Here is a 26,104-nt window from a genome sequence, read left to right on the forward strand (position 1 = left end):
CCCCCGGCTTCACCGGGGGTTTTAATCTGTAGCAGGAGCGGGGCTTGAACCCGCGACCTCACGATTATGAGTCGTGCGCTCTCACCAACTGAGCTACCCTGCCGCAGGGCATTCGGATCGGAATCCGAAGTGCTGCGAGCCCCGAGTCAGGATTGAACTGACGACCCCTTCCTTACCATGGAAGTGCTCTGCCACTGAGCTATCGGGGCGTGCTGCCCGTTTCCGGGCAACCAGATGAGATTAGCACCTGAGTGCATCTCTCGCGAAATCGAGGCCTAGTACTCGTACCGCCCGGCGTTTCGCTTCATCCAGGGCAGCGGATCGACCGTCGTCCCGTTGATGATGATCTCGAAATGCAGGTGCGCGCCGTACGAGCGGCCGGTGTTTCCGACCTTGCCGATGACGTCGCCGACCTTGATCTTCTGACCGGTCTTGACCTTCAGCGAGCCGTACTGCATGTGCGCGTAGTGGCTGGTCACGAGCTTGCCGTCGATCACGTGGTCGACGTACGCCGTGACGCCGTAGTTGCCACCGGACTCGGTCGCGAGGCGGACCGTGCCGTCGGCGATGGCCTGGATCGGAGCACCGGCACCCGGCACGAGGTCGATACCCGCGTGCAGGCGACCCCAGCGCTGACCGTAGCCCGAGCTCATCGCGACACCGACCTTGAACGGCCACTGGATGGCCGCCTCGGGGTCGTTGGTGTACAGGCTCTGCGAGAACTGGATGCCCTCGTCTGCGGCGACCTCGGCGAGCGAGACCGTCGAGAACGAGTCGGAGCGCACGAGCGCCTCGTCCTGAATATCGGACGATGCGACGAACGCCTGGATCTCGTCGTCGCCGACCTTGGCGGAGGTGGGCGCCGCAGTCTCAGAGGCGACCAGCGAAGCGGCGGTGCCACCCTGAGATGCGGCGACTGCCGAGACAGGAAGGGTCATCGACACGGCGATGAGGCCTGCGACGCCCATGACGCCGAGGCTCGCACCGGCGGCGACGAAGCGGCGTGCACGCGGGCGGCGGGGCGCGACGTGTGCGACGACTCCGGCCACGACCGGCTCGGCGGCGACGGGAATCTCGTCGACGGCGTCATCGACGACGGGCTGGAAGCCGAAAGCCTCTGACGCAGCGGCGAACGCGTCTTCGTCGCTCGCGACGGCCTGAGCCGCAGGCCCCGGGACGGGCGCGACGGATGAGGGGGTCTCGTCACGCACAGCGGGAGCGGGCGACGGACCGGCGGCAGCGACCGACGCGACGATCTCGGCGATGACGGCGGCGGGTTCGGCGACGACGGCGTCAGGCTCGACGACGGGCCGCACCTCGGGCGAGCCGGTCGCGGCGATGCGGCGAGCGCGGCGACTGCTCGCGGCGGCCGATACAGCGGCCGCAGTCACTGCTGCGGCAGCGGCGACGGCGGATGCTGTCGATGGGACCTGCTCCTCATGCGGAGCGGTCGAGTTCGCGGGGTTCGCCGAGGCGGCACGAAGTCGATTGGAACGACGCGTGGGGGCCGCGGCGTTCACAGTGTGCTCTGGGGGCAAAACGAAGTCTCTCGTGTTTCAGGTCAAGCTGGGGGCATCGTTTGAGTACTCTCGCCGTTCGGGTAACGAAAGTAACGATCGGATAAACGATACCGTGCTCAGGCTGAAAAAGCCATGAGCCTGAACATATCGCTCATCGCGCCGGAGCGATCAGGTCGCAGAGCCGATCATGCACACTGCGACCGCCGGCGACGAGCATCGGGCGCGGCGCGTCGACGTCGAACCGCGACACCAGGCCGCCGGCTTCCTGCACCAGCAAGGCTCCGGCTGCGAAGTCCCATGGCTTCAGGCCGCGCTCGAAGAACCCGTCGAGACGCCCGGCGGCGAGGTAGGACAGGTCGATCGCAGCTGACCCCATACGACGCACATCGCGGGCGATGGTCAGCGCACGTTGCACCGTCGCGATGTCCCCCTCATGGGTCGAGGGGTCGTAGCCGAACCCGGTTCCGAGCAGCGCTCCGGCTGGGGTCTCTGAGGTGACCGCGAGACGTGTTCCGTCGTGCCACGCGCCCTCCCCTCGCACCGCGGTGAACAGCTCTCCGAGCGCGGGCGCGCACACCGCGGCCGCGACGCTCTCCCATCGCTCCGGTTCGGGTTCGCCCTCGACGACGGCGATGCTCACCGAGTAGCCGGGGATGCCGTACGCGTAGTTCACTGTGCCGTCGATCGGGTCGACGACCCAGGTGTACCCGCTGCTGCCTCGCTCGGCGCCGGTCTCTTCACCGAGGAAGCCGTCGTCGGGGCGCTCAGCCCGCAGCCGGTCGCGGATGAGCTGCTCGACCTCACGGTCGGCCTCGGTGACGATATCAGCGACGGTCGACTTGGTCGCGGCGAGCGCAACGCCCTCCGTTCGCCGCCGGCGGGCCAGTTCGCCCGCTTCCCTCGCGATGTCTGCCGCGAGCGCGCCGAGGTCGACCGCCGTCACTGCCGACCCTCGGGAGCCGGCGGAACAGGCGGGGCCGGCGGAACCGGCGGTGCGGGCGGAGCGGAGGCCGATGCCGAATCGCCGGGCGCGGGCGGTGCCGGCGGAGCGGCAGGCGCGGGCGGTGCTGGCGGTGCTGGCTGTGCTGGCTGTGCCGATGGCGCGGGCGGCGCGGGCGGTGCGGGCGGAGCAGGAGGTGCCGGCGGAGCCGCCGAGGCATCCGGCGCATCGCTCTGTCGGTGCAGATCAGCCACCTGAGCGATCGGGGCACTGGCATCAGGAGTCCGCTCGTCGCGCGGCGCGACCGGCGGCGGGAATCCGGCGTGCCCCTCGTGGCCTGCCGGCGTCTCTCCGTACGGATAGGTGATGCCGGCCCCGGAGCTCTCGCCATAGGGGTGCTGCACCGCCTCGAGGGTCGGGAAGCTCGCCGACTGCTGCTGCGGCGGGTAGGTCGGGCGGCCGGTGTAGTACGCGTTGAAATCAGGGCTGCCGTCGGGCAGAACCGGCAGCGGAGTGCGACCGTCGGCGTACGTCGGCCACATCTGCTGCGGAGCCAGCGCTGCCGGCGCCGGGTGCGAGCGCGTCGCACGCGGCGCGAACAGGGCGTTGAGCAGCGGGATGAGAGTGGTGCCCACGGCCGCGAGTATCGCCAGCGCGATGACGATCCGCCAGTACAGGTCGTCGTAGACGAACTGATCGGGGAAGCTGAGGTGGAACACGAGCATCGCGATCAGCCCCGCGAGCATCGCGAACGTCACCATCACGATCACCCGGGTGAACGTCGTGACATAGCGGCGCGAGGCCCGCACGAACAGCCGCAGGTGCACGAGCGCGAGCTGCAGGATGCCGATGATCAGCAGGAACTGGAAGAACCTCGCGCCCACCCAGCCATACGATTCGGCGATGTGATGCGGCAGCCAGATCTTCACCGCGCCGACGAGCAGCACGATGATCCAGCTGATCATGCTCGCCAACGCCAGCCAGTCGGGCCGTCGCTCGGCGAGATGCGCCTCGGCGATCGCGACACCCGCGAACAGCGCGAGCAGCAGGATCGTCAGGAACGCCCGGCCGATGATGCCGTCCTGATCGCCGATCAGCACCCACACCACGCACACCAGGGCGGCGGCGATCAGCGCGCCGATCGCGATCCAGATCGCGCCGCGCAGCAGCTTCGATGACATCGGCTTCTGGTCGTCGGCGGTCGTCGGCTGTTCAGCTGACGCAGTGACATCGGACATCATGAGATCCTCCTGCGGTCGGTGCTCTCATCCTCGCACGCACCGGCGACGGGCACCGGATGCTGTGGATAACGCACTCGTCCTCGGCCGAGGCCGCGATGCGGGGGCTCAGCGCTTGCGCGATGCCGCCGCGAAACCAGCGATGCGCGCCTGCGCGTCGGGGGTGTCGAAAGATGCTCCGATCGACTCCGCCTCAATGCTCAGCTGCTCCTCGAAGGACCGAGAGGGCTGCGAGCGGACCAGCCGCTTCGCCTGCCCATAGGCGCCCGCGGCGCCGGCGAGCCAGAAGCGGGCGATCTGCTCGGCGCGCTCGCGCACAGCATCCGCCTCGGCATCCGCACCGCCGTCGGCGGTACCGGCGACCGCCTCGGCGACGAGGCCCCAGTCGACCGCTTCATCGGCCGACAGCATCCGGTCCTGCAGCACCAGCTGCAGCGCCCGCCTCTCGCCGACCGCGCGCGAGAGCTGGGCCGAGACCGAGAGGTCGGGCGTGAGTCCGATGTTCGCGTACAGGCTGCCGATCTTCGAACTCGCACCGACGACCGCGTAGTCGCTGCACATGAGAATGCCCAGGCCGCCTCCGGCCGTCGTGCCGTGCGCGGCCGCGACGACGGGGACAGCCGAGGTCGTCAGTGACAGGATTCCCTCGTTGATCACGTGCGCGAGCGAGGTGATCTCCCGCCCGCTCCCCATGCTCGTCGACATCGCCACCACGTCGCCGCCGGCGCAGAAGGCCCGGCCGTTGGCGTCGATGAGGATGGCCTTCACGTCGTCGCGGGAGACGACCTCAGCCGTGACGTCGCGCCACGCGTGCGCCAGATCGGCGTCGAAGGCGTTGAGGCTCGCGGGGCGGTTGAGCGTGAGCCGAGCGAGGCCCTCGTCGACCGTGAGCAGAAGCGGATCGGTCATGGCTCTCCTTCGATGCGCAGGACGGGGTTTCAGCTTAGCTGGCACTCAGGTTCAGCACCCGACTGCCGCAGACGATCAGGCTTCTGACAGCACCCGAACGACGAAGTCCTCCATGCGGCGCTTCGTGCCGTCGAGCCGCTGGTCGGCCTGGCCGGGCGCCCGCACCTCGCTCGGGGCGAGCGGATGCGCGAGGCGCACGTTGTCGTGGCACGACAGGTCGGCGCAGATGTAGGTGCCCGCGCTGTCGCCGCGTCGCCCCTTCGCTCCCCCGCGCCGCGCGGTGAGCAGCGCGACCTGATTGCCCGGCTGCATCGTGCGGCAGATGTTGCACATGCCCGAGCGCACGCGCGCGGGATCGGTCGACCGCAGCACGATGCCCAGCGGGCGACCCTCGTGCTCGACGACGACCACCGCCCGCCGGCTCGACTCGGGGTCGCGCCAGGCGAGGAAGTCGATGTAGTCCCAGTCGGTGAGGATGAAGTCGTGCGGCATCGCGATCTGGGCGATCTCATCCGCATCGGCGTTGCTGATCGCCTCGCGGACCTGGGCCTCGGTCAGTGGTCGCATCGATCCAGTCTAAGAAGACCGGCGCGCGACGAGGCGCTGCTGCAGCTGCTTCACCTCGTCGGCGAGCTCGTCGGCGGGCCCGTCGACCTCGATACCGGGTGCGACAGCCTGGATCGGCAGTGCCGCGACCGGCCCGGACTCGAGGCCCCACTCCGCCCGCCACTGGGTCAGCTGCGCCGAGGAGGTCGCGTACACGATGCGGCCGAGCCCCACCCAGGCGTGCGCCGCCGAGCACATCGGGCAGTGCTCGCCCGAGGTGTAGACGACGGCATCCACCCGCTCCTCAGGTGACATGTTGGCGGCCGCCCAGCGTGCGATCTCGAACTCCGGATGCCGCGTCTGGTCGCCGCCGGCGACACGATTGCGGTCTTCGAAGAGCACGTCACCGGCTGCCGAGACGATCAGCGAGCCGAACGGCTCGTCACCGTCGTCGAGCGCCTCGCGGGCGAGGTCGACGCAGCGGCGCAGGTGGGTCAGGTCGGTGGCATCCATCGTCTCTCCTTACTCGCCCGCTGCCGCATCGATCACGGCGACGATCTCGTCGTACCCCTTCTGGACTGCCAGCTCACGCGAGGTGAGCCCGTCGTTCTCGGTGATGTCAGGGTCGGCACCGGCCTCGAGCAGCAGTCGAACCGTCTCGACCTGGTCGGGTCCGCCGTCGTTCAGGATGATCGCCTCATGCATGGCCGTCCACCCGAGTTTGTTGACGTGGTCGACCGGCACGCCTGCGGCGATGAGCATCTTCACCGTGCTCACGTGCCCGTGCTCGCTGGCGGGGATCAGCGCCGTGCCGCCGTAGCGGTTGGTGCTCGTCACATCGGCACCTGCTTCGATCGTCAGAGTCAGGATCTCGTCGAGCCCCTCCGCCCCCGCGTAGAGGAAAGCCGAGTCCTGCATGCTGTCCTTCGCGTTGACGTCGGCGCCGGCGTCGATGAGAACCCGCGCGAGCAGCGGCTGGTTCTGCTTCGTCACCTGGATCAGCGGAGTCGCGTCGTTCTCGCCGCCACGGTCCTCCAGGTTCGCGCCGTCTTCGATCGCGCGGATCGCGGCGTCGGCGTCCTCCGCCGCGATCGCCGCCCACAGATCGTCAGTGGCGTCTTTCGACGCGTCGGGAGCGGCGGTTCCGGATGCTGGTGCGCACCCCACCAGACCACCCAGCGTCGCAGCGGCGGCGACCGCCACCAGGATGGAGCGGATCACAGTCATCGGGACCTCCTCAGTCAGGAGGATGGTATACCAAAAGCCGATGTGTCGCTGAGATAGTCGGTCGAGCCGGCCGAGCAGGCCCATCCTCGGCATCCGGTACCGCACCGGGAGGACCCGCCAGCCGCCCCTGCCCCACCTCAAGGAGGTCGTCTTCTTGGCGCTTCCGCGTCGAAGAGAGCCGAGCACCCCTATCATCCACCCGCAATGAAGAGCCGATGGAGCGCGTTCCTCGTCGGGCTGACCGCACAGATCGTCTTCAGCGCGACGTTCCTCGGTCTGCCTGCCGCGTCGATCCTGTTTCAGCGCGCCCTTCAGCTCGATATGTCGGAGTTGGCGGTGTTCCTCGGATCCGCGAGCATCGCGGTCGTGGTCACCGAAGCTCCGTGGGGGATGGCCGCCGACAGGTTCGGGGAGCGGCGTGTGCTGCTTGCAGGCATAGGTATCACGGTGCTCGCGCTCACCGGACTGGGCATCGCGAGCTCTCTGAGCGTCACCCCGCCGTTGTGGGTGCTCGCGTTGCTTCTCTTCGTCGCGGCAGGCGCGGGCGGGGCGGTGACCGGCCCAAGCGGGAGTGCCATCCTGGGCTGGTTCGACGCTCGGCGTCACGCGACGCTGGTCACTCTCCGCGTCGCATCGGTGCCCGTAGGCGGCGCGCTCGGCACCGTCGCCTACGCCATCCTCCTCGAAGCCCTGGGAGTCGTCGGCACCTTCATTGCGGCGGCGTCAGCGTGCGCGCTGGTCGGCGCGCTGGTCGCGCTTCTTTCTTTCGATCCGCCGAGGGGTCATGATTCAGACGGTCCGCCGTCTGGAGTGCTGAGCGATCCGCGGGTGTGGCGTGTAGCGATCACCGGATTCCTGCTGGACGTATCGCAGTTCCTTGTGTTGACCTTCGCGGCGACTGTGCTGCATCAGCTGTTCAGCGTCCCGGTAGCAGTCGGACTGACTTGGGTGACGGTGATGCAGCTGCTCGGCGGCGCTCTGCGTGTTCTGGCCGGTGTCGGCACAGACTTCCTCCCTTGGCTGTCGCGCGCCCGCGTCGTGAGAGGGCTGGGCCTGGTGCAGGTGATGTGCCTGGCGCCTTTTCTCTGCGGAACAGCGCTTCCGGTCCATCTGGGTATCGCGCTGATGGTCATCGCCGGCATTGCCGGCTGCGCCTGGCAGGGAGCACACTTCTCACACATGGCGATCCTGGCCGGCCCGGGCGGCGCCGGCGCAGCACTCGGCCTGAACAACACCGCCACCTCACTGGGCGCTTTCACCGCCCAGGTCATGGCAGGGACGTGCGTCGTCGCCTTCGACTGGCCGGTCACTGTTCTGCTCCTGGGAGCGCTGCCTGCCTTCCTCGCGAGCCTCCTCTTCCCGGGCGACTCCGTCGAGCGCGCGCCACGCTGACGCGCTTTCAGCGACGTCATCGAGGCAGATCCGTCTCACAGCCGGTCGCGCTCGACGCCGGCTACTGCTCCAGCGCGGACATCTCCACCTGGTCGCCCGCCGGGGTCGCGGTCTGACGCAGTGCTCCGGTGCCGAGCCCATAGGCCCACTTGAGCGCCCTGTTCATCGTCGTGATCGAGCGGAACCCGCTCGCTGCGGCCACCTCTTCAAGAGTCAGCGTCGCGCTCTCAGCGAGCAGCGGGATGGCTCGCTGAGCGCGGGAGCGGCGGATCTCCTGAGCGGGGCTCAGACCGTGCCGCGCGTAGAGCCTGTCGAGAGTGCGTCGTGAGACCTGGCAGCGTGAGGCAAGGGCATCGACATCGAACGCCGGTTCTATCGAATGCTGATCGACCATCCGCTGCGCATGGAGGAAGGTCGCCTCGGCTTCGTCTTGAAGGACGAACGATTTGGCGAGAGCTCGGGCCACCTCGCGGGTGAGGGTGCGGAGGACCTCGGTCATCTCATCCTGCTGCCCATCGGCCCCCGGCGTATCGACCGCAGCCTGCAGGTAGGCGTATGACGCACGGAACACGGTCGTGCCGGGCCGGATGTCGCGTATGTTCGACGGCGTCAGTATGTAGGGAGCGACTTCGCTCTGATCGAACGTGAACACGATCATCTCGCTCTTCTCAGAGCTCTGGATGTCGACCGGCTCCGCACTGGGGAATATGAGGCAGAGGCCGCCGCCAGGTGACGCCCAGTGCTCCGCGTCACCTTCGATCACGATCGAGCCGTGATTCACGAAGACCAGCATGTACCGCGACTGCGCGGGCAGGCGATCGCGCGTCCATCGAACACGCAGAGGCGGCGTACGCAGGTGCGCGATCAGGAAGTTGTTGAACCGGAGCGCCTTCATCTCGACCGAGCGGGGGTCGCCCCCGATCATCCTCAGGCCTGCGCCCGTGAGGAAGGCCATGATCCACGGGCCGCTGTTCGCCGTCGGCCAATGGCGATAGCGTCGATGCCCGACGAGCCAGTGCCAGCCCTCGCGCTCCACCGCGGGCAGAAGCTCTGTGACGGGGTTGTTCTTCATCCGCTCTGCTCCATACATCTGCCGGTCTGCGAGCGGGACCGGAGCTGAGAGAACGAGGACCGGGAGCGACTCGCTTTCATATTCTGCCGTCGGAGCCGGCAGTTTTCACCCGCCCGTACTGTTCTCGCCAACACTTGGGCCACTCCCCGCCAACATTCGCCCCTGCGAGACCCCCTCGTCCCGTCCGGCCGTAGGGCGTATGTTCTGTTCATGGGAAAGCTCGAGTACAACAGCTCCCGTCCGCCGATCGACGTCGACGACGCCCTGCTCGCTCACGTGAAGATCGTGATCGCGACGAAGCTGCGTCGCCAGGAGAGCTTCATGATGACCTGGCCGTCGGGGAAGAAGCGCCCTGGGCGCCTCTCGGCGTGGATGCACCCGAGCATCCCCCTCGTTCTGGAGTTCGACCACGAACCGCCGCCGAAGATCGACCGCCGACGCGTCGAGGAGATGATGGAGCGCCTGAACGCTCGGGGCGAGCTGATTCTCGACGACCTGGAGCCCTGAGGCTGCACAGACCCGGATCGCGGGTGCGGAACACGGGGCAGGCAGACCGAAGGGCCCGCGACCTGATCGGTCGGGGCCCTTCGATCTCCACGCGATCCCGCGGTGGCGGCGGTGGCAAGTGAGGGATTCGAACCCCCGAAGCTTACGCGGCTGATTTACAGTCAGCTCCCTTTGGCCGCTCGGGCAACTTGCCAGTGCACACCCGTCCGGCTTCTTCAGCCAACCGGGGGCGCGACTACCAAGCATACCGGTCAGAACCGGTCGCGAGAAATCGAGCGATCAGCTGCCGTGCACACCGCGCTGAGCGTCAGCCAGTGACTTCGGCGTGCGCAGCAGACCACCCTCGGCGCGGCAGGTCGCCGCGGCGACGAGCATGGCTCGGTCGAGCAGTTGCTGCCATTCGGCATCCGTCTTCGGCTCGCCCAGCGCGAGCCCGGCGGCGACCGCCGCCAGCGTCGCATCTCCCGCACCGACGGTGTCGATCACCGGCCCGGGCAGAGACGCGATCGGGGCGCGGAACTCCCCCGCATCCGACTCGATCACCGCACCTTCAGCGCCTGCGGTGGCCAGCACGGCACCCGGACCGAGTTCGCGTAGACGCGCGCGCAGCGCGTCGAGATCTCCGTCGTACAGAAGCGCGGCGTCGTCTGCTCCGACTTTCACGAGCTCCGCGCGTGCCGCGAGACGCTCGAACCCGCGGACGAACTCCTCGACGTCGCGCATCATGCCGCTGCGGGGGTTCGGATCGACGGCGACGCGGGCATCCTGAAGCGCCTCGGCCAGCGCCTGGACCTCAGCCGGCACGTCGAAGGGGAAGCAGCTGATCGCAACGACATCGGCGGCGGCGATCGCCTGCCGCATCTCGTCGTCGTACCGGATGCTGCGTCCGCGCGCGGCTTCGTTGAAGACGTACTGCGGCTCACCCTCGGGCGACCGGGTGACGATCGCGCGAGACGAGCCGAGCGGCGACGGGCTCTCCAGCAGCCGCACGCCGTGATCGCTCAGGTACTCGCGGATGTGGGCGCCCGCCTCGTCGTCGCCGACCATGGCGATCAGCGTCGTGTCGACACCCAGCCGCCGCAGGCCCACGGCGACGTTCAGAGCGGCTCCGCCGACCAGTTCCCGCACGCCGGAGGCATCGCGGATCTCATCGATCAGGGCATCGCCGATCACCACAGCACTCATGCCGAGAGACTATCGCGGGCGCGGGCGCCGTCGCGCCCAGCGGACACGGGAAAGGCCCCGGCCCTTCGAAGAGGGGCCGGGGCCTTCCGGATCACGCCCGGATCAGTTGTGTTCGCGACTTCGTCGCTCGACAGCCTCAATCGCCTCGGCCGGACGAGCAAGCTCGCCGGCGCTCGGCTCAATCAGTTGTAGGTGCCGGGGGTGATGTCGTCGGTCGAGAACGCGTCGAAGTCGACGTATCCGAAGTCGCCGTCGGCGTACGCACCGTCGGATGCGAAGATCCGGTTCGGGTAGCGCTCGCTCTTGGCCTCTTCCGTCGCCTCGACCGTGATGTTGCGGTACTTCGACAGACCGGTTCCGGCCGGGATGAGCTTACCGATGATGACGTTCTCCTTGAGACCGACCAGCGGGTCACGCTTGCCCTCCATGGCGGCCTGCGTGAGCACGCGGGTCGTCTCCTGGAACGAAGCGGCCGACAGCCACGACTCGGTGGCGAGCGACGCCTTCGTGATACCCATCAGCTCCGGGCGCCCCGACGCGGGGCGCTTGCCCTCTGCCACAGCCTCGCGGTTGATCTGCTGGTAGCGCTTCAGGTCGACCATCTCACCCGGGAGCAGCGTCGTGTCAGCGTGGTCGACCACGGTGACCTTGCGCAGCATCTGGCGCACGATGACCTCGATGTGCTTGTCGTGGATCGGCACACCCTGCGAGCGGTACACGCCCTGCACGCCGCCGACGAGGTACTTCTGCACCTCGCGGGCACCCATGACTCGCATGACCTCCTTGGGGTCGAGCGTGCCGACCTGCAGGGGCTGACCGACGGTGACGTGCTGGCCGTCCTCGACGAGAAGCGTCGCACGCTTCAGCACCGGGTAGACCACCTCTTCGTCGCCGTTGTCGGGCGTGAGGATGACCTTCTTGGCCTTCTCGTTCTCTTCGATCGTGATGCGGCCATCGGCCTCGGCGATCGGAGAAGCACCCTTCGGGGTACGGGCCTCGAAGAGCTCCTGCACACGCGGCAGACCCTGGGTGATGTCGTCGGCCGAGGCCGAACCACCCGTGTGGAAGGTACGCATCGTCAGCTGGGTACCGGGCTCACCGATCGACTGGGCCGCGATGATGCCGACGGCCTCGCCGATGTCGACGGTCTTTCCGGTCGCGAGCGAACGGCCGTAGCACTGCGCGCAGACACCGACGGCCGAGTCGCAGGTCAGCACCGAGCGGACCTTGATGGTCTCGATGCCGGCCTCGACGAGCTTGTCGATGAGCACGTCGCCCACGTCGTCACCCGCGGTCGCGACGACCTCGCCGGCCTCGGTGACCACATCGGATGCCAGGGTGCGGGCGAACACCGAGTTCTCGACGTTCGCGTCGCGCACCAGCACACCCTGCGAGTTCGGAGCGGCGATCGGGAGCTCGAGGCCCTTCGACGTGCCGCAGTCCTGCTCGCGGATGATGACGTCCTGCGAGACGTCCACCAGACGACGGGTCAGGTAACCCGAGTCGGCGGTACGCAGAGCGGTGTCGGCCAGACCCTTACGGGTACCGTGCGTCGCGATGAAGTACTCCGCCACCGACAGACCCTCGCGGTACGAGGAGATGATCGGACGGGGGATGATCTCACCCTTGGGGTTGTTCACCAGACCGCGCATACCCGCGATGTTGCGGATCTGCAGCCAGTTACCACGAGCACCGGAGGTCACCATGCGGTTGATGGTGTTGTCCTCGGGGAAGTGGGCCTTCATCGCGGCCTGGACCTCGTCGGTCGCCTCGGTCCAGATCTTGATGAGCTCCTGACGGCGCTCGACATCCGTGGTCAGACCCTTGTCGTACTGCGACTGGACCTTCGCGGCCTGCTTCTCGTAGCCGGCGACGATCTCGGCCTTGTTCGGCGGGGTGAGGATGTCGCTGAGCGCGACGGTGACGCCCGAGCGGGTCGCCCAGTGGAAACCGGCATCCTTGATGCGGTCCAGCGTGGCGGCCGTCTCGACCTTGGGGTACTCCTCGGCCAGCTTGTTCACGATCTGCGACAGCTTGCCCTTGTCGGCCTGGCCGCGCACGAAGGGGTAGCCCTTCGGCAGAGCGCCGTTGAAGATCGCCTGACCGAGCGACGCGTCGACGAGACCGTGACGCTCGTAGCCCTCGGGGGCCTCGCCCTCGAGGAAGGTCAGACCCGGGATGCGGATGCGGACCTTCGCCTGCAGGTCGAGGGTGCCCTCGTCCTTCGCCAGGATCGCCTCGGAGACCGAGCCGAACGCACGACCCTCACCGGCAGCGCCCTCCTTGACCGTGGTCAGGTGGTGCAGACCGATGATCATGTCCTGCGAGGGCAGGGTGACCGGACGGCCGTCCGACGGCTTGAGGATGTTGTTCGACGCGAGCATCAGCACGCGTGCCTCGGCCTGAGCCTCGACCGACAGCGGCAGGTGCACAGCCATCTGGTCACCGTCGAAGTCGGCGTTGAACGCCGCGCAGACGAGCGGGTGCAGCTGGATGGCCTTGCCCTCGACGAGCTGCGGCTCGAACGCCTGGATGCCGAGACGGTGCAGCGTGGGTGCACGGTTCAGCAGCACGGGGCGCTCGCGGATGATCTCCTCGAGCACGTCCCAGACCTCGGGACGGGTGCGCTCGACCGCGCGCTTGGCGGCCTTGATGTTCTGCGAGTGACCGAGGTCGATCAGACGCTTGATCACGAACGGCTTGAAGAGCTCGAGAGCCATCTGCTTGGGCAGACCGCACTGGTGCAGCTTCAGCTGCGGGCCGACGACGATGACCGAACGGCCCGAGTAGTCGACGCGCTTTCCGAGCAGGTTCTGGCGGAAGCGACCCTGCTTTCCCTTCAGCATGTCGCTGAGGGACTTCAGGGCGCGGTTGCCGGTGCCGGTCACGGGACGACCGCGGCGGCCGTTGTCGAACAGAGCGTCGACGGCCTCCTGCAGCATCCGCTTCTCGTTGTTGACGATGATCTCGGGGGCGCCGAGGTCGATCAGACGACGAAGACGGTTGTTGCGGTTGATCACGCGGCGGTACAGGTCGTTCAGGTCGGAGGTCGCGAAGCGGCCACCGTCGAGCTGCACCATCGGACGCAGCTCCGGCGGGATCACCGGAACGACGTCGAGAACCATCGCGGCCGGGCTCATGCCGGTCTCGAGGAAGGAGTTGACGACGGTCAGGCGCTTGATCGCACGGATCTTGCGCTGGCCCTTGCCCTCCGAGATCTGCAGGTGCAGGCTCTCGGACTCTGCCTTCAGGTCGAAGGTCTCGAGGCGGCGCTTGATCGCCTCGGCACCCATGTGCGCCTCGAAGTACTGACCGAAGCGGTCCTGCAGCTCGTGGAACACGTCGTCCTCGGGGCGCAGGGCGCCCACCTCGAGCGTGCGGAAGTCCTCCCACACGCGCTCGAGCTTGGCGATGGCCTCGTCGGCACCCTTGCGGGTGAGGGTCATCTCCTTCTCGGCGGCGTCCTTGACCTTCTTCTTGGCGTCGGCCTTGGCACCCTCCGCCTCGAGGGCAGCGAGCTCCTCCTCCAGGCGGCGCATGCGCTCGGCGATCTTCGCGTCACGACGGTCGCCGAGCGTCTTGAGCTCGAGGCGGATGTTGTTCTCCTGCGTGGCGAGGTCGCGGTGACGAGCATCCTCGTCGACCGAGATCACCATGTAGGCGGCGAAGTAGATGACCTTCTCGAGGTCCTTCGGCGCCATGTCGAGCAGGTAGCCGAGACGCGACGGAACACCCTTGAAGTACCAGATGTGCGTCACGGGGGCGGCGAGCTCGATGTGGCCCATGCGCTCACGACGGACGGAGCTCTTGGTGACCTCCACGCCGCAGCGCTCGCAGACGATGCCCTTGAAGCGGACACGCTTGTACTTGCCGCAGGCGCACTCCCAGTCGCGGGAGGGTCCGAAGATCTGCTCGCCGAAGAGGCCGTCCTTCTCGGGCTTCAGCGTGCGGTAGTTGATCGTCTCGGGCTTCTTGACCTCGCCGAAGGACCATCCGCGGATGTCGTCAGCGGTGGCCAGGCCGATTCGAAGCTCATCGAAAGTGGTTGATTCGAGCACTAGTTCTCCTGTGTAGAAAAAATCTGTCGCTTGTCGAGGGCCGAGATCAGATCTCGTCGATCGACGCGGCTTCGAAACGGCTGGAGATGTTGATGCCGAGCTCCTCCGCTGCGCGGAAGGCCTCGTCGTCGGTGTCCCGCAGGTTGACGGCGGTGCCGTCGGCCGAGAGCACCTCGACGTTCAGGCAGAGCGACTGCATCTCCTTCATGAGCACCTTGAAGGACTCGGGGATGCCGGGCTCCTGGATGTTCTCGCCCTTGACGATGGCCTCGTACACCTTCACGCGGCCGAGGATGTCGTCGGACTTGATCGTCAGGAGCTCCTGCAGCGCGTATGCGGCACCGTAGGCCTCGAGAGCCCACACCTCCATCTCACCGAAGCGCTGTCCACCGAACTGCGCCTTACCGCCGAGCGGCTGCTGGGTGATCATCGAGTAGGGGCCCGTCGAGCGAGCGTGGATCTTGTCGTCGACGAGGTGGTGCAGCTTCAGGATGTACATGTAGCCGACCGAGATGGGAGCCGGGAACGGCTCGCCGGAGCGTCCGTCGAACAGCTGCGTCTTGCCCGACGAGTCGATCAGGCGCACGCCGTCACGGGTCGGCAGGGTCGAGTCGAGCAGACCGGAGATCTCGGACTCGCTGGCACCGTCGAACACCGGGGTGGCGACCTTGGTGTTCGGGGCGACGTCGCGGCCGTTCTCAGGCAGCTTGACAGCCCACTCGGGGTTGCCCTCGACCTTCCATCCGGTCTTGGCGATCCAGCCGAGGTGGGTCTCGAGCACCTGGCCGAAGTTCATTCGACCCGGGATGCCGAGCGGGTTCAGCACCACGTCGACCGGCGTTCCGTCGGACATGAAGGGCATGTCCTCGACGGGCAGGATCTTCGCGATGACACCCTTGTTGCCGTGGCGGCCGGCGAGCTTGTCGCCCTCGGTGATCTTGCGCTTCTGGGCGATGTAGACCACGACGCGGCGGTTGACGCCCGAGCCGAGCTCGTCGTCGCCCTCTTCTGCGTCGAACTCCTTGACGGCGATGATCGTGCCCTGCTCACCGTGGGGGACCTTCAGCGAGGTGTCGCGGACCTCACGGCTCTTCTCGTTGAAGATCGCGCGCAGCAGGCGCTCTTCCGCCGACAGCTCGGTCTCGCCCTTGGGCGTGACCTTGCCGACGAGGATGTCGCCGGGGCGGACCTCGGCTCCGATGCGGATGATGCCGCGCTCGTCGAGGTCCTTCAGCAGCTCGGGGCTGACGTTGGGGAGGTCACGCGTGATCTCCTCCTTGCCCAGCTTGGTGTCGCGGGCGTCGACCTCGTACTCCTCGATGTGGATCGACGAGAGGGTGTCGTCCTTCACCAGCTCCTGGCTCAGGATGATGGCGTCCTCGAAGTTGTGGCCCTCCCACGGCATGAACGCGACGAGCAGGTTCTTGCCGAGCGCGAGCTCGCCGTTCTCGGTTGCGGGACCGTCGGCGATGACCTCGCCGACCTCGACGCGCTCACCGGCGTTGACGATCACGCGCTGGTTGTACGACGTGCCCTGGTTCGAGCGGTCGAACTTGCGCAGGTGGTACTCCTGCGTGCCGCCCTCGTCGAGCATGACCACGACGCGGTCTGCCGAGACCTCGCTGACGACACCGGCCTTGAGCGCGGTGACGACGTCACCGGCGTCGATGGCGGTGTAGCCCTCCATACCGGTGCCGACGAGCGGCGAGTCCGAGCGGAGGAGCGGCACGGCCTGACGCTGCATGTTGGCGCCCATGAGCGCGCGCTGCGCGTCGTCGTGCTCGAGGAACGGCACGAGCGAGGTCGCGACCGACACCATCTGACGAGGCGAGACGTCGATGTAGCCGATCTCCTCGGGCAGGAACAGGTCGACCTCGCCCGATCCGCCGCGGGGGCGGGCCAGGACGTGGCTCTCGGTGAAGCGGCCGTTCTTGTCGAGCGGTGCGTTCGCCTGAGCGATGTTGAAGTCGACCTCCTCGGCTGCCGTGAGGTAGTCGATCTGGTCGGTGACGGCACCGTCGACGACGCGACGGTACGGGGTCTCGATGAAGCCGAACGAGTTGATGCGCGCGAAGGTCGCGAGCGCACCGATCAGACCGATGTTCGGGCCTTCAGGGGTCTCGATCGGGCACATGCGGCCGTAGTGCGAGGGGTGCACGTCTCGCACCTCGACGCCGGCGCGGTCACGCGAGAGACCACCGGGGCCGAGGGCCGACAGACGGCGCTTGTTGGTCAGACCCGCGAGCGGGTTGTTCTGATCCATGAACTGCGACAGCTGCGAGGTGCCGAAGAACTCCTTGATCGCGGCCACGACGGGACGCACGTTGATCAGGGTCTGCGGGGTGATCGCCTCGATGTCCTGCGTGGTCATGCGCTCGCGGACGACGCGCTCCATGCGCGACAGACCGGTGCGGACCTGGTTCTGGATCAGCTCGCCGACGGCGCGGATGCGGCGGTTGCCGAAGTTGTCGATGTCGTCGGTGGCGATGCGGATCTCGGTCTTCTTGCCGCCGCGGATGCCCTCGAAGGTCTCGTCGCCGCGGTGCACGCGCACCAGGTACTTGATGGTCGCGACGATGTCGTCGACGGTCAGCACCGAGTCGGTGAGAGGGGCCGCGAGACCGAGCTTCTGGTTGATCTTGTAACGACCCACCTTCGCGAGGTCGTAGCGCTTCGGGTTGAAGTAGAAGTTGTCGAGCAGCGAGCGCGCGGCCTCGGCGGCAACCTGCTCGCCCGGACGCAGCTTGCGGTAGATGTCGCGCAGGGCGTCTTCCTGCGTGAGGATCGTGTCCTTCGCGAGGGTCTCCTCGATCGAGGGGTAGCCGGCGAACTCGGCGAGGATCTGCTCGCTCGACATGCCGAGCGCCTTCAGGAAGACGGTGACGGACTGCTTGCGCTTGCGGTCGATGCGGACGCCGACCTGGTCGCGCTTGTCGATCTCGAACTCGAGCCATGCGCCACGGCTGGGGATGACGCGAGCGGTGACGATGTCCTTGTCACTGGTCTTGTCGGGGGTCTTGTCGAAGTAGACACCGGGCGAGCGCACGAGCTGCGAGACGACGACGCGCTCGGAGCCGTTGATGATGAACGTGCCCTTGTCGGTCTGCAGCGGGAAGTCGCCCATGAAGACCGTCTGGGTCTTGATCTCACCGGTGAGGTGGTTCATGAACTCGGCCTCGACGTACAGCGGCGCGGCGTAGGTCTTGCCACGCTCCTTGCACTCGTCGATCGAGTACTTCTCCGGCTCGAGGTACGGGTTGGTGAACGAGAGCTGCATGGTCTCGCCCAGGTCTTCGATCGGGGAGATCTCCTCGAAGATCTCGCCGAGACCCGAGACCTCGGAGACGTCGCTGCGGCCGGACTTCTTGGCCTCGGCGACGCGCGCCTTCCAGTCGTCGTTGCCGACGAGCCAGCCGAAGGACTCGGTCTGCAGCGCGAGAAGGTCGGGGACCGTCAGCGTGTCGGAGATCTTGGCGAACGAGAGGCGGGAGACTCCGCGGCCGTTCTTGTTGGTGGTGGATGTGGATGCGTTGTGAGCAGCAGCCAAGGGAGTAACCTCCGTGAGCCCGTGCAGGGGCTGGTCGATTCCTAGACGTCGGTGGAGAACGCGCTCGAGAGCTCAACGGATGCCGACCACCATATGAGGGCAGGGAGAAGCGAGCGCAACTACCAACTATACGCACGATTTCACGACATGGCAAGCACAGTCCTTGACCAACGCCGGATGCTGCGGTATGAGCGACACTTCAGTATGCGCATCGTGCTGAAGTTCACCATCGACTGCGACCCCGATACCGCCTGGCGAGCGCTGCACTCCCCTCGCGTCGTGGGCGAGCTCTACGCCCCTCTTCTGCAGATGCAGCCGCTGCAGCCCGTCGTGCTGCCGGATCGGTGGGAGCCGGGTGACGAGGCGGCCGTTCGCCTGACCGCGTTCGGGCGGCTGCCGGTCGGCACCCAGATCATCCGGATCGGTGAACGCGAGGTCGAGGAACCCGCCGGCACCGTGCGGATCCTCCGCGACAGCGGCATCCCCCTCACCGGCCCGCTCGGCGGGCTCGACGTGTGGGACCACCAGATGGCGGTCTCGCCCCAGCCCGGCCGGTCCGGACGCACGCTGTGGCGCGACCGGCTCACCTTCGACGGACCGACCGCCGGCCTGCTGTGGCCCGCGCTCTGGGCGACGTGGCAGGCGCGCGGGCTGCGTGTGCGCGCGCTCGCTCCGCGCTGGGCGCGCGATCCCGAGCTGAGCTGAGAACCGGATGCCAGGGCGGCGAGCCCCTGGCATCCGGAACCCGTCAGCGGGACGAGGGGGGTCACTCCTCGTGCATCGCGTTGCCGCGGCACGCCACGCCGGGTCCGCCCTCGGCGCCCTTCATGCCGGCGCGCACCAGCATCCCGTAGCTCTGAACATGCCCGCCGGTGACGGCATCGTCGTTCATCCACGGCATCGGATTCATCTCGACGTCATCGGGCAGGTCGCGCCCCGAGTAGTGACACGCCGAATGCGCCTTCGAGCCCCCGGGGACGTCACCTCCGTTGCCCGTGTACTCCCCCGCCATCGCCGCTCCGCTGCTGCCCGCCACGAGCATCAGCGCCAGGGCGCAGCCGATCACAGCCTTCTTCATCTTCGTTCCCAATCCCCAGAGAAACGAGTCGCCTCCCCTTACGGCTCGATGCGGCGCCGTCGCCGCACAGCACCGTTCTAGACCCGGCGGGCGCGACGCACAAGACCGATCTGCGCCTGCCCGCCGGTCAGGAAGCGATGCCGAGCTCGTTGCCCGGGATGGATGCCAGCAGCCGGCGCGTGTACGGGTCGCGGGGATTCGTGAAGATCTCCTCGGAGGTCGCCGCCTCGACCAGTGCGCCGTCCTTCATGACGCACACGTAGTCGCTGATCAGTCGGACGACGGCGAGGTCGTGCGAGATGAACAGATAGCTGAGTCCGTACTCCTTCTGCAGATCGCCGAGCAGCGTGAGGATCTGGTCCTGCACGAGCACGTCGAGCGCCGAGACCGGCTCGTCGCACACGATGAGATCGGGAGAGAGCGCGAGTGCGCGGGCGATGGCGACGCGCTGACGCTGACCGCCCGACAGCTCCGACGGGTAGCGCTGCAGCATCGACTGCGGCAGGGCGACATCGTCGAGCAGCGTGCGCACCCGCGCCTTGCGCTCTGCGCGGCTGCCGCGCTTGTAGAACTCCAGGGGCTCGGCGATGAGCCGTTCGATCGTGAACATCGGGTTCAGGCTCGAGTACGGGTCCTGGAAGACCGGCTGCACGCGCTGACGGAACTCCTTCGCCTGAGCGCGGCTCAGCTTCGAGATGTCGTTGCCCTCGAAGCGGATCGTGCCGGCGGTCGGCTCGATGAGCTTGAGCAGCATGCGGGCGGTCGTGGTCTTGCCCGAGCCGGACTCGCCCACGATCGCGACGGTCTTGCCCCGGGGCACCACGAGCGACACGTCGTCGACCGCGACGAAGTCCTCGGCCTGACCGCGGATCGGATACACCTTGCGCAGCCCCTCGATCTCGACGATGTTGTCGGTCGCGGCCGGCTCGGCGGCACCGGTGCCTGCGGTGAACACCTCGGGCTGCAGGCGCGCTGCGGCGATCGACGGCGCCGCCTTGACGAGGCTCTGCGTATAGGGATGCTGCGGGTCCTCGAGGATCTGCCGCGCCGGCCCCTGCTCGACCACCCGGCCCCGATGCATCACCACGACGCGCTGCGCGCGCTCTGCGGCGAGCCCCAGGTCGTGCGTGATCAGCAGCACGGCGGTGCCCAGCTCGCGGGTCATCTCCTCGAGCTGGTCGAGGATCGTCTGCTGCACCGTCACATCGAGCGCGCTGGTCGGCTCGTCGGCGATCAGCAGACGCGGGCGGCACGCGAGCCCGATGGCGATCAGGGCGCGCTGACGCAGACCGCCCGACAGCTCATGCGGATACTGCTTGGCGCGGCGCTCGGGGTCGGGAAGGCCTGCGGCCGAGAGCGCCTCGACCACTTTCTGCTGCACGTTGCCGCGGTTCGCGAGCCCATGCGCGAGCAGCGTCTCGGCCACCTGCGTGCCGATCTTGGCCACCGGGTTGAGGTTCGACATCGGGTCCTGCGGGACCATGCCGATGTCGCGACCGCGGATCTTGCGCATCTCGCCCTCGGAGACGCCGACCAGCTCTCGTCCGTCGAGGGCGATGCTGCCGCCGGCGACCCGTCCGCCCGAGGCGAGCAGTCCGATGACGGCCATCGCGGTGGTCGACTTGCCCGAGCCGGACTCGCCGACGATCGCGACGGTCTCACCCGGAGCGATCTCGAGGTCGACGCCCTCGACGGCGTGCACGACGCCGTCCATGGTGCCGAAGTCCACCGCGAGGTTCGACACCTGCAGCAGCGGCTGGCGCACGGCATCCGGATTCTGGTTCATCGTCTCGTTCCTCATCGTGCGCGCGTCCTCGGGTCCATCGCCTCTCGCAGCGCCTCGCCGAACAGCGTGAAGCCCAGCGCGGTCACCGCGATGCAGATGCCGGGGAGGAAGGCCAGCTGCGGGGCGATCGCCAGCTCGGCCTGGGCGTAGGTCAGCATCCGGCCCCACTCCGCGGTCTCGGGGCGCCCGCCGCCGAGACCGAGGAACGACAGCGCAGCCGCATCGATCACCGCGGTGGCGAGCGTCAGCGTGCCCTGCACGATGACAGGGCCGATGGCGTTCGGCAGCACGTGCGACATGGTGATGCGTCCGCGACCCAGGCCGAGGGTCTGCGCTGAGAGGACGTACTCGGCCGAGCGCTGCTGCAGCATCGAGGCGCGCAGCAGGCGCGCGAAGATCGGCACCTGCGACGCGCCGATGGCGATCATCACCGCCGACGGCGTCTGCCCGAGGATCGCGGCGATCGACACCGCCAGCAGAAGGTTCGGCACCGACAGGATGATGTCGACGATGCGCATGATGAGGGTGTCGACCCAGCCGCCGAACGTGCCGGCGATGAGACCCAGCAGCATGCCGCCGACCAGGCCGAGCGCGGTCGACACGACTCCGACGAGCAGCGACGCCTGGGCGCCCCAGATGAGCTTCGACAGCACGTCGCCGCCGAACCGGTCGAGACCGAGCGGGAACCCGTCGACCTCGCCGATGCCGGGGATCGTCGTCGGGGTGATGTGCTCGGTGCCGGGAAGGGCCCGCTCGGGATACGGCGCCAGCAGCGGTGCGAGGGCCGCGACAAGAAGGAAGAGCAGCACGATGACGAGACCGACCCATGCGGCGGGATTGCGTCGCAGGCGCCGGAACACGTCCTGCCAGAAGCCGCCGCCGGACTTGAGATCGGCCTGGGCGACGGCGACGGTGTCGAGCACCTCGCCGCCCTGTGCGGGTGGGAGCACTGCGCTCATCACTGGACCCTCACTCTCGGATCGATCAGGCTGTACGACACGTCGACGGCCAGGTTGATCAGCGCGTACGCGATCGCGATGAAGATGATGAAGCCCTGCAGCACCGGGAAGTCGCGCGAGAAGATCGACTGCGCGAGGAACGATCCGACGCCCGGGTATGCGAATACGGTCTCGGTGAGCACCGCGCCCGAGATCAGCAGACCGGTCTGCAGGCCGATGGTTGTGATCACCGGAAGCATCGCGTTGCGCAGGATGAACCGGTTGCGCAGGGTCGACGAGGCGACGCCCTTCGCCTTGCCCGTGCGGACGTAGTCGGCGTTCTGCACCTCGAGCACGCTGGCGCGCGTGATGCGCACGATGATCGCGAGCGGGATGGTCCCGAGCGCCAGCGCGGGAAGCGCCAGGTGCAGAACGGCATCCCAGGCGGCGTCGAACTCGCCCGTGATGGTGCCGTCCCAGACGTAGAAGCCGGTCACGTGCGTCGCGTCGATGCGCGGGCTCTGGCGCCCGTCGGAGGGCAGCCAGCCCAGCTGCACGGCGAAGACGTACTTCAGAATGAACGCCAGGAAGAACACGGGGATCGTGATGCCGATGAGGCTGAGGATCACCGCGCTGTGGTCGGTCCACTTGCCATGGCGGCGTGCTGCCCAGTAGCCGAGCGGGATGCCGACGCCGACCGCGAAGATGAGCGCCGCGATGCTGAGCTCGATCGTCGCCGGGAAGCGGCGGAAGAACTCCTCGACGACGGGGCGCGAGGTGACGATCGATGAGCCGAAGTCGCCCTGCAGCAGACGACCGATCCAGGTCACATACTGCTCGATGAGCGGGCGGTCGAACCCGTAGAGCTTGTTGACCTGCTCGACGGCGGCCGGGGTGGCCTTCTCGCCGAGCAGGGCGACCGCCGGCCCGCCTGGCAGAGCGCGGACCCAGGCGAACAGCAGGATGCTGAGGCCGAAGAGTGTGGGGATGAGCAGCAGAAGCCGCTTGCCGATTGTTCGCAGCACGAAGTTCTCCGTCAGGGCTGCGGCGCCCGGCCGGTGGGCCGGGCGCCGCAGCGGTGCCTTACTTGGTGAGGACGATCTCCGAGAAGACCTCGTCGTTCACCGGGCTCGCCGGGTAGCTCTTCACGCGCTCGTCGAACGCGAGCGTGGGAGCGGGGTGGGCGAGCGGGACACCGGGGATGAACTCGGCGACTTCCTCGTTGATCTTCTCGTACGCCGCGGTCTGCTCCTCGATGTTCGAGATGCCGCGGGCCTCGGTGAGCGCCGAGAAGAGCTCGGGGTTGTCGAAGCCCCACTCAGCGCTCTTGGTGCCGAAGAACACGCCGACGAAGTTGTCGGTGTCGTTGTAATCGCCGGTCCAGCCCAGCAGGTGGATGCCGTGGTCGGAGCCCGAGGTGATCTTCTCGAGGTAGTCCGGGCTCCAGGCATCGGTCTGCGGGTTGACCTTCACGCCGACCTCTTCGAGCTGCTTCGCCAGCACGGTGAAGATCTGCTCGGGGTCCGGCATGTACGGACGCGAGACGTTGACCGGGTAGTTGAAGGTCAGCGTCAGCGGCTTGTCGGCCGTGTAGCCGGCCTCTTCGAGCAGCGACTTCGCCTTCGCGGGGTCGTAGTCGTAGGTCGTCACGTCCTTGTTGTAGCCGTTGACCACCGGCGGCACGAACTGCGTGGCCTTCTCGGTGCCCTCGGGCAGGACCTGCTTGATCAGCGCGTCCTTGTCGACGGCGTACGAGAGAGCCTGGCGGACCTTGATGTCCTTCAGCTCGGCGACGGCCTGGTTGAAGGCGAGGTACAGGATGGTGAACGGCGGACGCGACACCATGTTGAACCCCTTCTCCTCGAGGGCCTTGGTGTCGGCCGGGCCGACCAGGTCGTAGCCGTCGATGTCGCCTGCCTCGAGGGCCTGGCGGCGAGCGGTCGGGTCGCCGATGACGCGGAAGACGATCTCCTCGATCTGACCCTTCTCGCCCCAGTACCCGTCGTACGCCTTCAGGGTGACGTCCTCACCCGGAGCCCAGTCCTCGAACTGGAACGGGCCGGTTCCGACCGGGTGCCCCTTGGCGTACTCCGACAGCACGGGAGCCTCCGCGGTGCCGCCGACCTCGTCGGCCTTGAACTCCTCGAGGGCCGACGGGCTCTGCATGCTGAACGCGGGCAGCGAGAGCGAGGCCACGAAGCCGGCGAACGGCTTGTTCAGCTCGATCGTGACCTTGTCGTCGCCGTCGGGGGTACACGACTTGTACACGGCGTCTGCCGCGCTGCTCTTGTAGCCGTGGAAGAGCTTGTTGTAGTAGTAGCCGAGCGCCTCGGAGGCGAGCAGGCCCTCCCAGTTGAACCAGCGCTCGAAGTTGAAGCAGACGGCCTCGGCGTTGAACGGCGTGCCGTCGTGGAACTTCACACCGGTCTTCAGATTGAAGGTGTGGCTCATGCCGTCTTCCGACGACTCCCACGACTCGGCGAGCAGCGGGGCGGGGTCGGCGGTGCCGGCCTTGGTGCCGACGAGGCCCTCGAAGATCTGACGCGAGACGCGGAAGGTCTCGCCGTCCTGTGCGAGCGCCGGGTCGAGACCCTGCGGGTCGGACGAGGCGGCGAAGACGAAGGTGCTGTCGACGTCGTCGGACGTCTCGGAGCCATTGCCTTCTTCGCGCTGGCTGGCGACGCAGCCGGTCAGCAGCATCGCTGCGACCGCGGTGCCGGCGGCGAGAGCGAGCCCTCGCCTACGGGTGCTGTGGAGCATGGTGTGCCTCTCTGTGGAATGCTTCATCGCATGGACCGGATGCACCGTCGCATCCGCACATGATGAGTCGACGCTACTCAGCGGCCCCACAGAAATCCAAACTTTGCCGTGTTGCGATCCGGTATCGGGTCGCCTCACCGGTGGCGGCTGTAGGGTCGGATGCCATGAGGCGCCCCCCTGTCGCTCAGCACGCCCCGCATCGCACCCCCTCGGCCTGGGGTTCCGCCCTGCGGATGCTCGGCATCGGCGTCGCCGTGGTCGCGGTGTCCGCCCTCGGCATCGGCGGGTTCATCGCCGCCGACCTCGCGCTGCGCGTCAGCGACGGCGCGGTCGATCTGGAGGGCGCCCCCGAGGTCGCTCCCCCCTCTCTGGGCGCCTACCCCGGCGAGTTCGCGATCCTGCTGGTCGGCACCGACGAGTGCGGTGCCGTGTCGAAGCAGAAGCTCGGCGAGCGCTGCGTCAAGGAAGAAGGCATCCGGAACGACGTCAACCTGCTCGTGCACGTGTCGGAAGAGCCGCGCAAGGTGAGCGTCGTCTCCCTGCCGCGCGACCTCATGCTCGAGGTGCCCGACTGCACGCGGGAAGACGGGTCCGTGGCATCCGGATCGTCCAAGGCGCCCATCAACTCCGTCTTCGAGCGCGCGGGGCTCTCGTGCGTGGCGAAGTCCGTCGGCGAGCTGAGTGGGATCGACATCGGGTTCGCCGCGAAGCTCAGCTTCGACGGCGTGATGAAGATCACCGACGCGATCGGCGGCGTCGAGATCTGCATCGGCGGCACGGGAATCCGCGACAGGCACACCGGCATCGACTGGGATCCCGGTCCCCGCACCGTGTCGGGCTACGAGGCGCTGCAGTTCATCCGCGTGCGCAAGGGCATCGGCGACGGCAGCGACCTCGCCCGCATCTCGAACCAGCAGCAGTACATGTCTCGTCTGGCCAAGACCATCCTCAGCAGCGAGACGCTCACCGATCCCGGAAAGGTGCTGCGGCTCGCGAACGTCGTGGCCGACAACGTCGACCCCAGCAAAGAGCTCGCGAACCCCGTGCGGCTCGCGCAGCTCGCCCTCGCGCTGAAGGACGTGCCCTTCGACGAGTTCAAGTTCCTGCAGCTGCCGACGCTCGAAGACCCCGACGACGACGATCGCGTGGTCGTCAATGAAGAGGCCGCGGCGCCGATGTGGGAGGCGATCCGCACCGGAGAGTCGATGCAGATCACGGGAAAGGCCAGCAATCACGGCGGCGTGGTGACGGAGGAGGCCCCGACGCCGTCCGCCCCTCCCTCCGACGCGCCCTCGCCTGCACCGTCGGCGTCGCAGGGCGTCGTTCTGTCGGACCAGATCAGCGGCATCGACCTGAATCAGCAGACCTGCTCGGGTGGCAAGCGGCGCTGAGCCCGCGCGG

20 protein-coding genes and 3 tRNA genes are annotated in these 26,104 nt (G+C 67.7%); 4 read left to right on the plus strand and 19 right to left on the minus strand.

Annotated features, from left to right (window positions below; translation table 11 throughout):
- Positions 1 to 29 precede the first annotated feature (29 nt).
- The 9 genes from AB0N59_RS00960 to AB0N59_RS01000 all read right to left on the minus strand — a co-directional run bounded on the left by AB0N59_RS00960 (position 30) and on the right by AB0N59_RS01000 (position 6,380).
- A tRNA-Met gene (locus tag AB0N59_RS00960) sits at positions 30 to 103 on the minus strand.
- Between the two features lie 34 nt (positions 104 to 137).
- Positions 138 to 209 (minus strand) — tRNA-Thr (locus AB0N59_RS00965).
- A 66-nt stretch (positions 210 to 275) separates the two neighbouring features.
- The gene (locus AB0N59_RS00970) at positions 276 to 1,391 is read right to left on the minus strand and encodes a peptidoglycan DD-metalloendopeptidase family protein (protein ID WP_363477466.1); all 1,116 of its coding nucleotides are present in this window, start codon (positions 1,389 to 1,391) and stop codon (positions 276 to 278) included.
- A gap of 280 nt (positions 1,392 to 1,671) precedes the next feature.
- The gene (locus tag AB0N59_RS00975; protein ID WP_363477468.1) at positions 1,672 to 2,463 is read right to left on the minus strand and encodes an inositol monophosphatase family protein; all 792 of its coding nucleotides are present in this window, start codon (positions 2,461 to 2,463) and stop codon (positions 1,672 to 1,674) included.
- Positions 2,460 to 3,698, minus strand: coding sequence for a hypothetical protein (locus AB0N59_RS00980; RefSeq protein ID WP_363477471.1), 1,239 nt, complete (start codon positions 3,696 to 3,698; stop codon positions 2,460 to 2,462). Before AB0N59_RS00980 ends, AB0N59_RS00975 begins: the two co-directional genes overlap by 4 nt.
- 108 nt (positions 3,699 to 3,806) lie before the next feature.
- Positions 3,807 to 4,607 carry an enoyl-CoA hydratase/isomerase family protein gene (locus AB0N59_RS00985; RefSeq protein ID WP_363477474.1) on the minus strand — a complete coding sequence of 267 codons (801 nt, stop codon included), beginning with the start codon at positions 4,605 to 4,607 and terminating at the stop codon, positions 3,807 to 3,809.
- A 75-nt stretch (positions 4,608 to 4,682) separates the two neighbouring features.
- Positions 4,683 to 5,174, minus strand: coding sequence for an FBP domain-containing protein (locus tag AB0N59_RS00990; RefSeq protein WP_204975687.1), 492 nt, complete (start codon positions 5,172 to 5,174; stop codon positions 4,683 to 4,685).
- A gap of 9 nt (positions 5,175 to 5,183) precedes the next feature.
- Positions 5,184 to 5,666 (minus strand): nucleoside deaminase, encoded by a 483-nt coding sequence (locus AB0N59_RS00995; protein WP_363477478.1) that lies wholly within the window; start codon positions 5,664 to 5,666, stop codon positions 5,184 to 5,186.
- 9 nt (positions 5,667 to 5,675) lie between these two features.
- Entirely contained in the window at positions 5,676 to 6,380 is a 705-nt protein-coding gene (locus tag AB0N59_RS01000) for an ankyrin repeat domain-containing protein (protein ID WP_363477481.1), read from the minus strand.
- 204 nt (positions 6,381 to 6,584) lie between these two features.
- On the opposite strand from AB0N59_RS01000, the gene AB0N59_RS01005 reads away from it, so the two are divergent.
- Entirely contained in the window at positions 6,585 to 7,772 is a 1,188-nt protein-coding gene (locus AB0N59_RS01005; protein WP_363477484.1) for an MFS transporter, read from the plus strand.
- Positions 7,773 to 7,833: 61 nt separating this feature from the next.
- Here AB0N59_RS01005 and AB0N59_RS01010 read toward each other — a convergent pair whose 3' ends face one another.
- Positions 7,834 to 8,844: a helix-turn-helix domain-containing protein gene (locus AB0N59_RS01010; protein WP_363477487.1), complete on the minus strand. Its 1,011-nt coding sequence runs from the start codon at positions 8,842 to 8,844 to the stop codon at positions 7,834 to 7,836.
- 210 nt (positions 8,845 to 9,054) lie between these two features.
- Here AB0N59_RS01010 and AB0N59_RS01015 point away from each other — a divergent pair, with 210 nt between their 5' ends.
- Positions 9,055 to 9,351, plus strand: a complete 297-nt coding sequence (locus tag AB0N59_RS01015) for a hypothetical protein (protein WP_204975683.1) — start codon at positions 9,055 to 9,057, stop codon at positions 9,349 to 9,351.
- Between the two features lie 112 nt (positions 9,352 to 9,463).
- Here AB0N59_RS01015 and AB0N59_RS01020 read toward each other — a convergent pair.
- The 4 genes from AB0N59_RS01020 to AB0N59_RS01035 all read right to left on the minus strand — a co-directional run bounded on the left by AB0N59_RS01020 (position 9,464) and on the right by AB0N59_RS01035 (position 18,141).
- Positions 9,464 to 9,544, minus strand: a tRNA-Tyr gene (locus tag AB0N59_RS01020).
- Positions 9,545 to 9,630: 86 nt separating this feature from the next.
- Entirely contained in the window at positions 9,631 to 10,536 is a 906-nt protein-coding gene (locus AB0N59_RS01025; RefSeq protein WP_363477490.1) for a PfkB family carbohydrate kinase, read from the minus strand.
- A 182-nt stretch (positions 10,537 to 10,718) separates the two neighbouring features.
- Positions 10,719 to 14,594, minus strand: a complete 3,876-nt coding sequence (rpoC, locus tag AB0N59_RS01030; RefSeq protein ID WP_204975680.1) for a DNA-directed RNA polymerase subunit beta' — start codon at positions 14,592 to 14,594, stop codon at positions 10,719 to 10,721.
- 46 nt (positions 14,595 to 14,640) lie between these two features.
- The gene (locus AB0N59_RS01035) at positions 14,641 to 18,141 is read right to left on the minus strand and encodes a DNA-directed RNA polymerase subunit beta (protein ID WP_363477493.1); all 3,501 of its coding nucleotides are present in this window, start codon (positions 18,139 to 18,141) and stop codon (positions 14,641 to 14,643) included.
- A gap of 204 nt (positions 18,142 to 18,345) precedes the next feature.
- On the opposite strand from AB0N59_RS01035, the gene AB0N59_RS01040 reads away from it, so the two are divergent.
- Positions 18,346 to 18,846 carry a hypothetical protein gene (locus AB0N59_RS01040; RefSeq protein ID WP_363477496.1) on the plus strand — a complete coding sequence of 167 codons (501 nt, stop codon included), beginning with the start codon at positions 18,346 to 18,348 and terminating at the stop codon, positions 18,844 to 18,846.
- Between the two features lie 61 nt (positions 18,847 to 18,907).
- Here AB0N59_RS01040 and AB0N59_RS01045 read toward each other — a convergent pair whose 3' ends face one another.
- The 5 genes from AB0N59_RS01045 to AB0N59_RS01065 all read right to left on the minus strand — a co-directional run bounded on the left by AB0N59_RS01045 (position 18,908) and on the right by AB0N59_RS01065 (position 24,703).
- Positions 18,908 to 19,219, minus strand: a complete 312-nt coding sequence (locus AB0N59_RS01045; RefSeq protein ID WP_363477499.1) for a hypothetical protein — start codon at positions 19,217 to 19,219, stop codon at positions 18,908 to 18,910.
- A 127-nt stretch (positions 19,220 to 19,346) separates the two neighbouring features.
- Complete coding sequence (locus tag AB0N59_RS01050) at positions 19,347 to 21,020, minus strand: ABC transporter ATP-binding protein (RefSeq protein ID WP_363477502.1); 1,674 nt, start codon at positions 21,018 to 21,020, stop codon at positions 19,347 to 19,349.
- Positions 21,017 to 21,964, minus strand: a complete 948-nt coding sequence (locus tag AB0N59_RS01055; protein WP_363477505.1) for an ABC transporter permease — start codon at positions 21,962 to 21,964, stop codon at positions 21,017 to 21,019. The genes AB0N59_RS01050 and AB0N59_RS01055 overlap by 4 nt, the downstream gene beginning before the upstream one ends.
- On the minus strand, positions 21,964 to 22,968 hold the full coding sequence (locus AB0N59_RS01060) for an ABC transporter permease (protein ID WP_363477507.1): 1,005 nt from the start codon (positions 22,966 to 22,968) through the stop codon (positions 21,964 to 21,966). Before AB0N59_RS01060 ends, AB0N59_RS01055 begins: the two co-directional genes overlap by 1 nt.
- 58 nt (positions 22,969 to 23,026) lie before the next feature.
- Positions 23,027 to 24,703: an ABC transporter substrate-binding protein gene (locus AB0N59_RS01065; protein ID WP_363477510.1), complete on the minus strand. Its 1,677-nt coding sequence runs from the start codon at positions 24,701 to 24,703 to the stop codon at positions 23,027 to 23,029.
- A gap of 164 nt (positions 24,704 to 24,867) precedes the next feature.
- Here AB0N59_RS01065 and AB0N59_RS01070 point away from each other — a divergent pair, with 164 nt between their 5' ends.
- On the plus strand, positions 24,868 to 26,094 hold the full coding sequence (locus AB0N59_RS01070; RefSeq protein ID WP_363477513.1) for an LCP family protein: 1,227 nt from the start codon (positions 24,868 to 24,870) through the stop codon (positions 26,092 to 26,094).
- The last annotated feature ends 10 nt before the right edge of the window (positions 26,095 to 26,104 follow it).

The organism is Microbacterium sp. NPDC089321 (assembly GCF_040684935.1).
Lineage (GTDB): Bacteria > Actinomycetota > Actinomycetes > Actinomycetales > Microbacteriaceae > Microbacterium.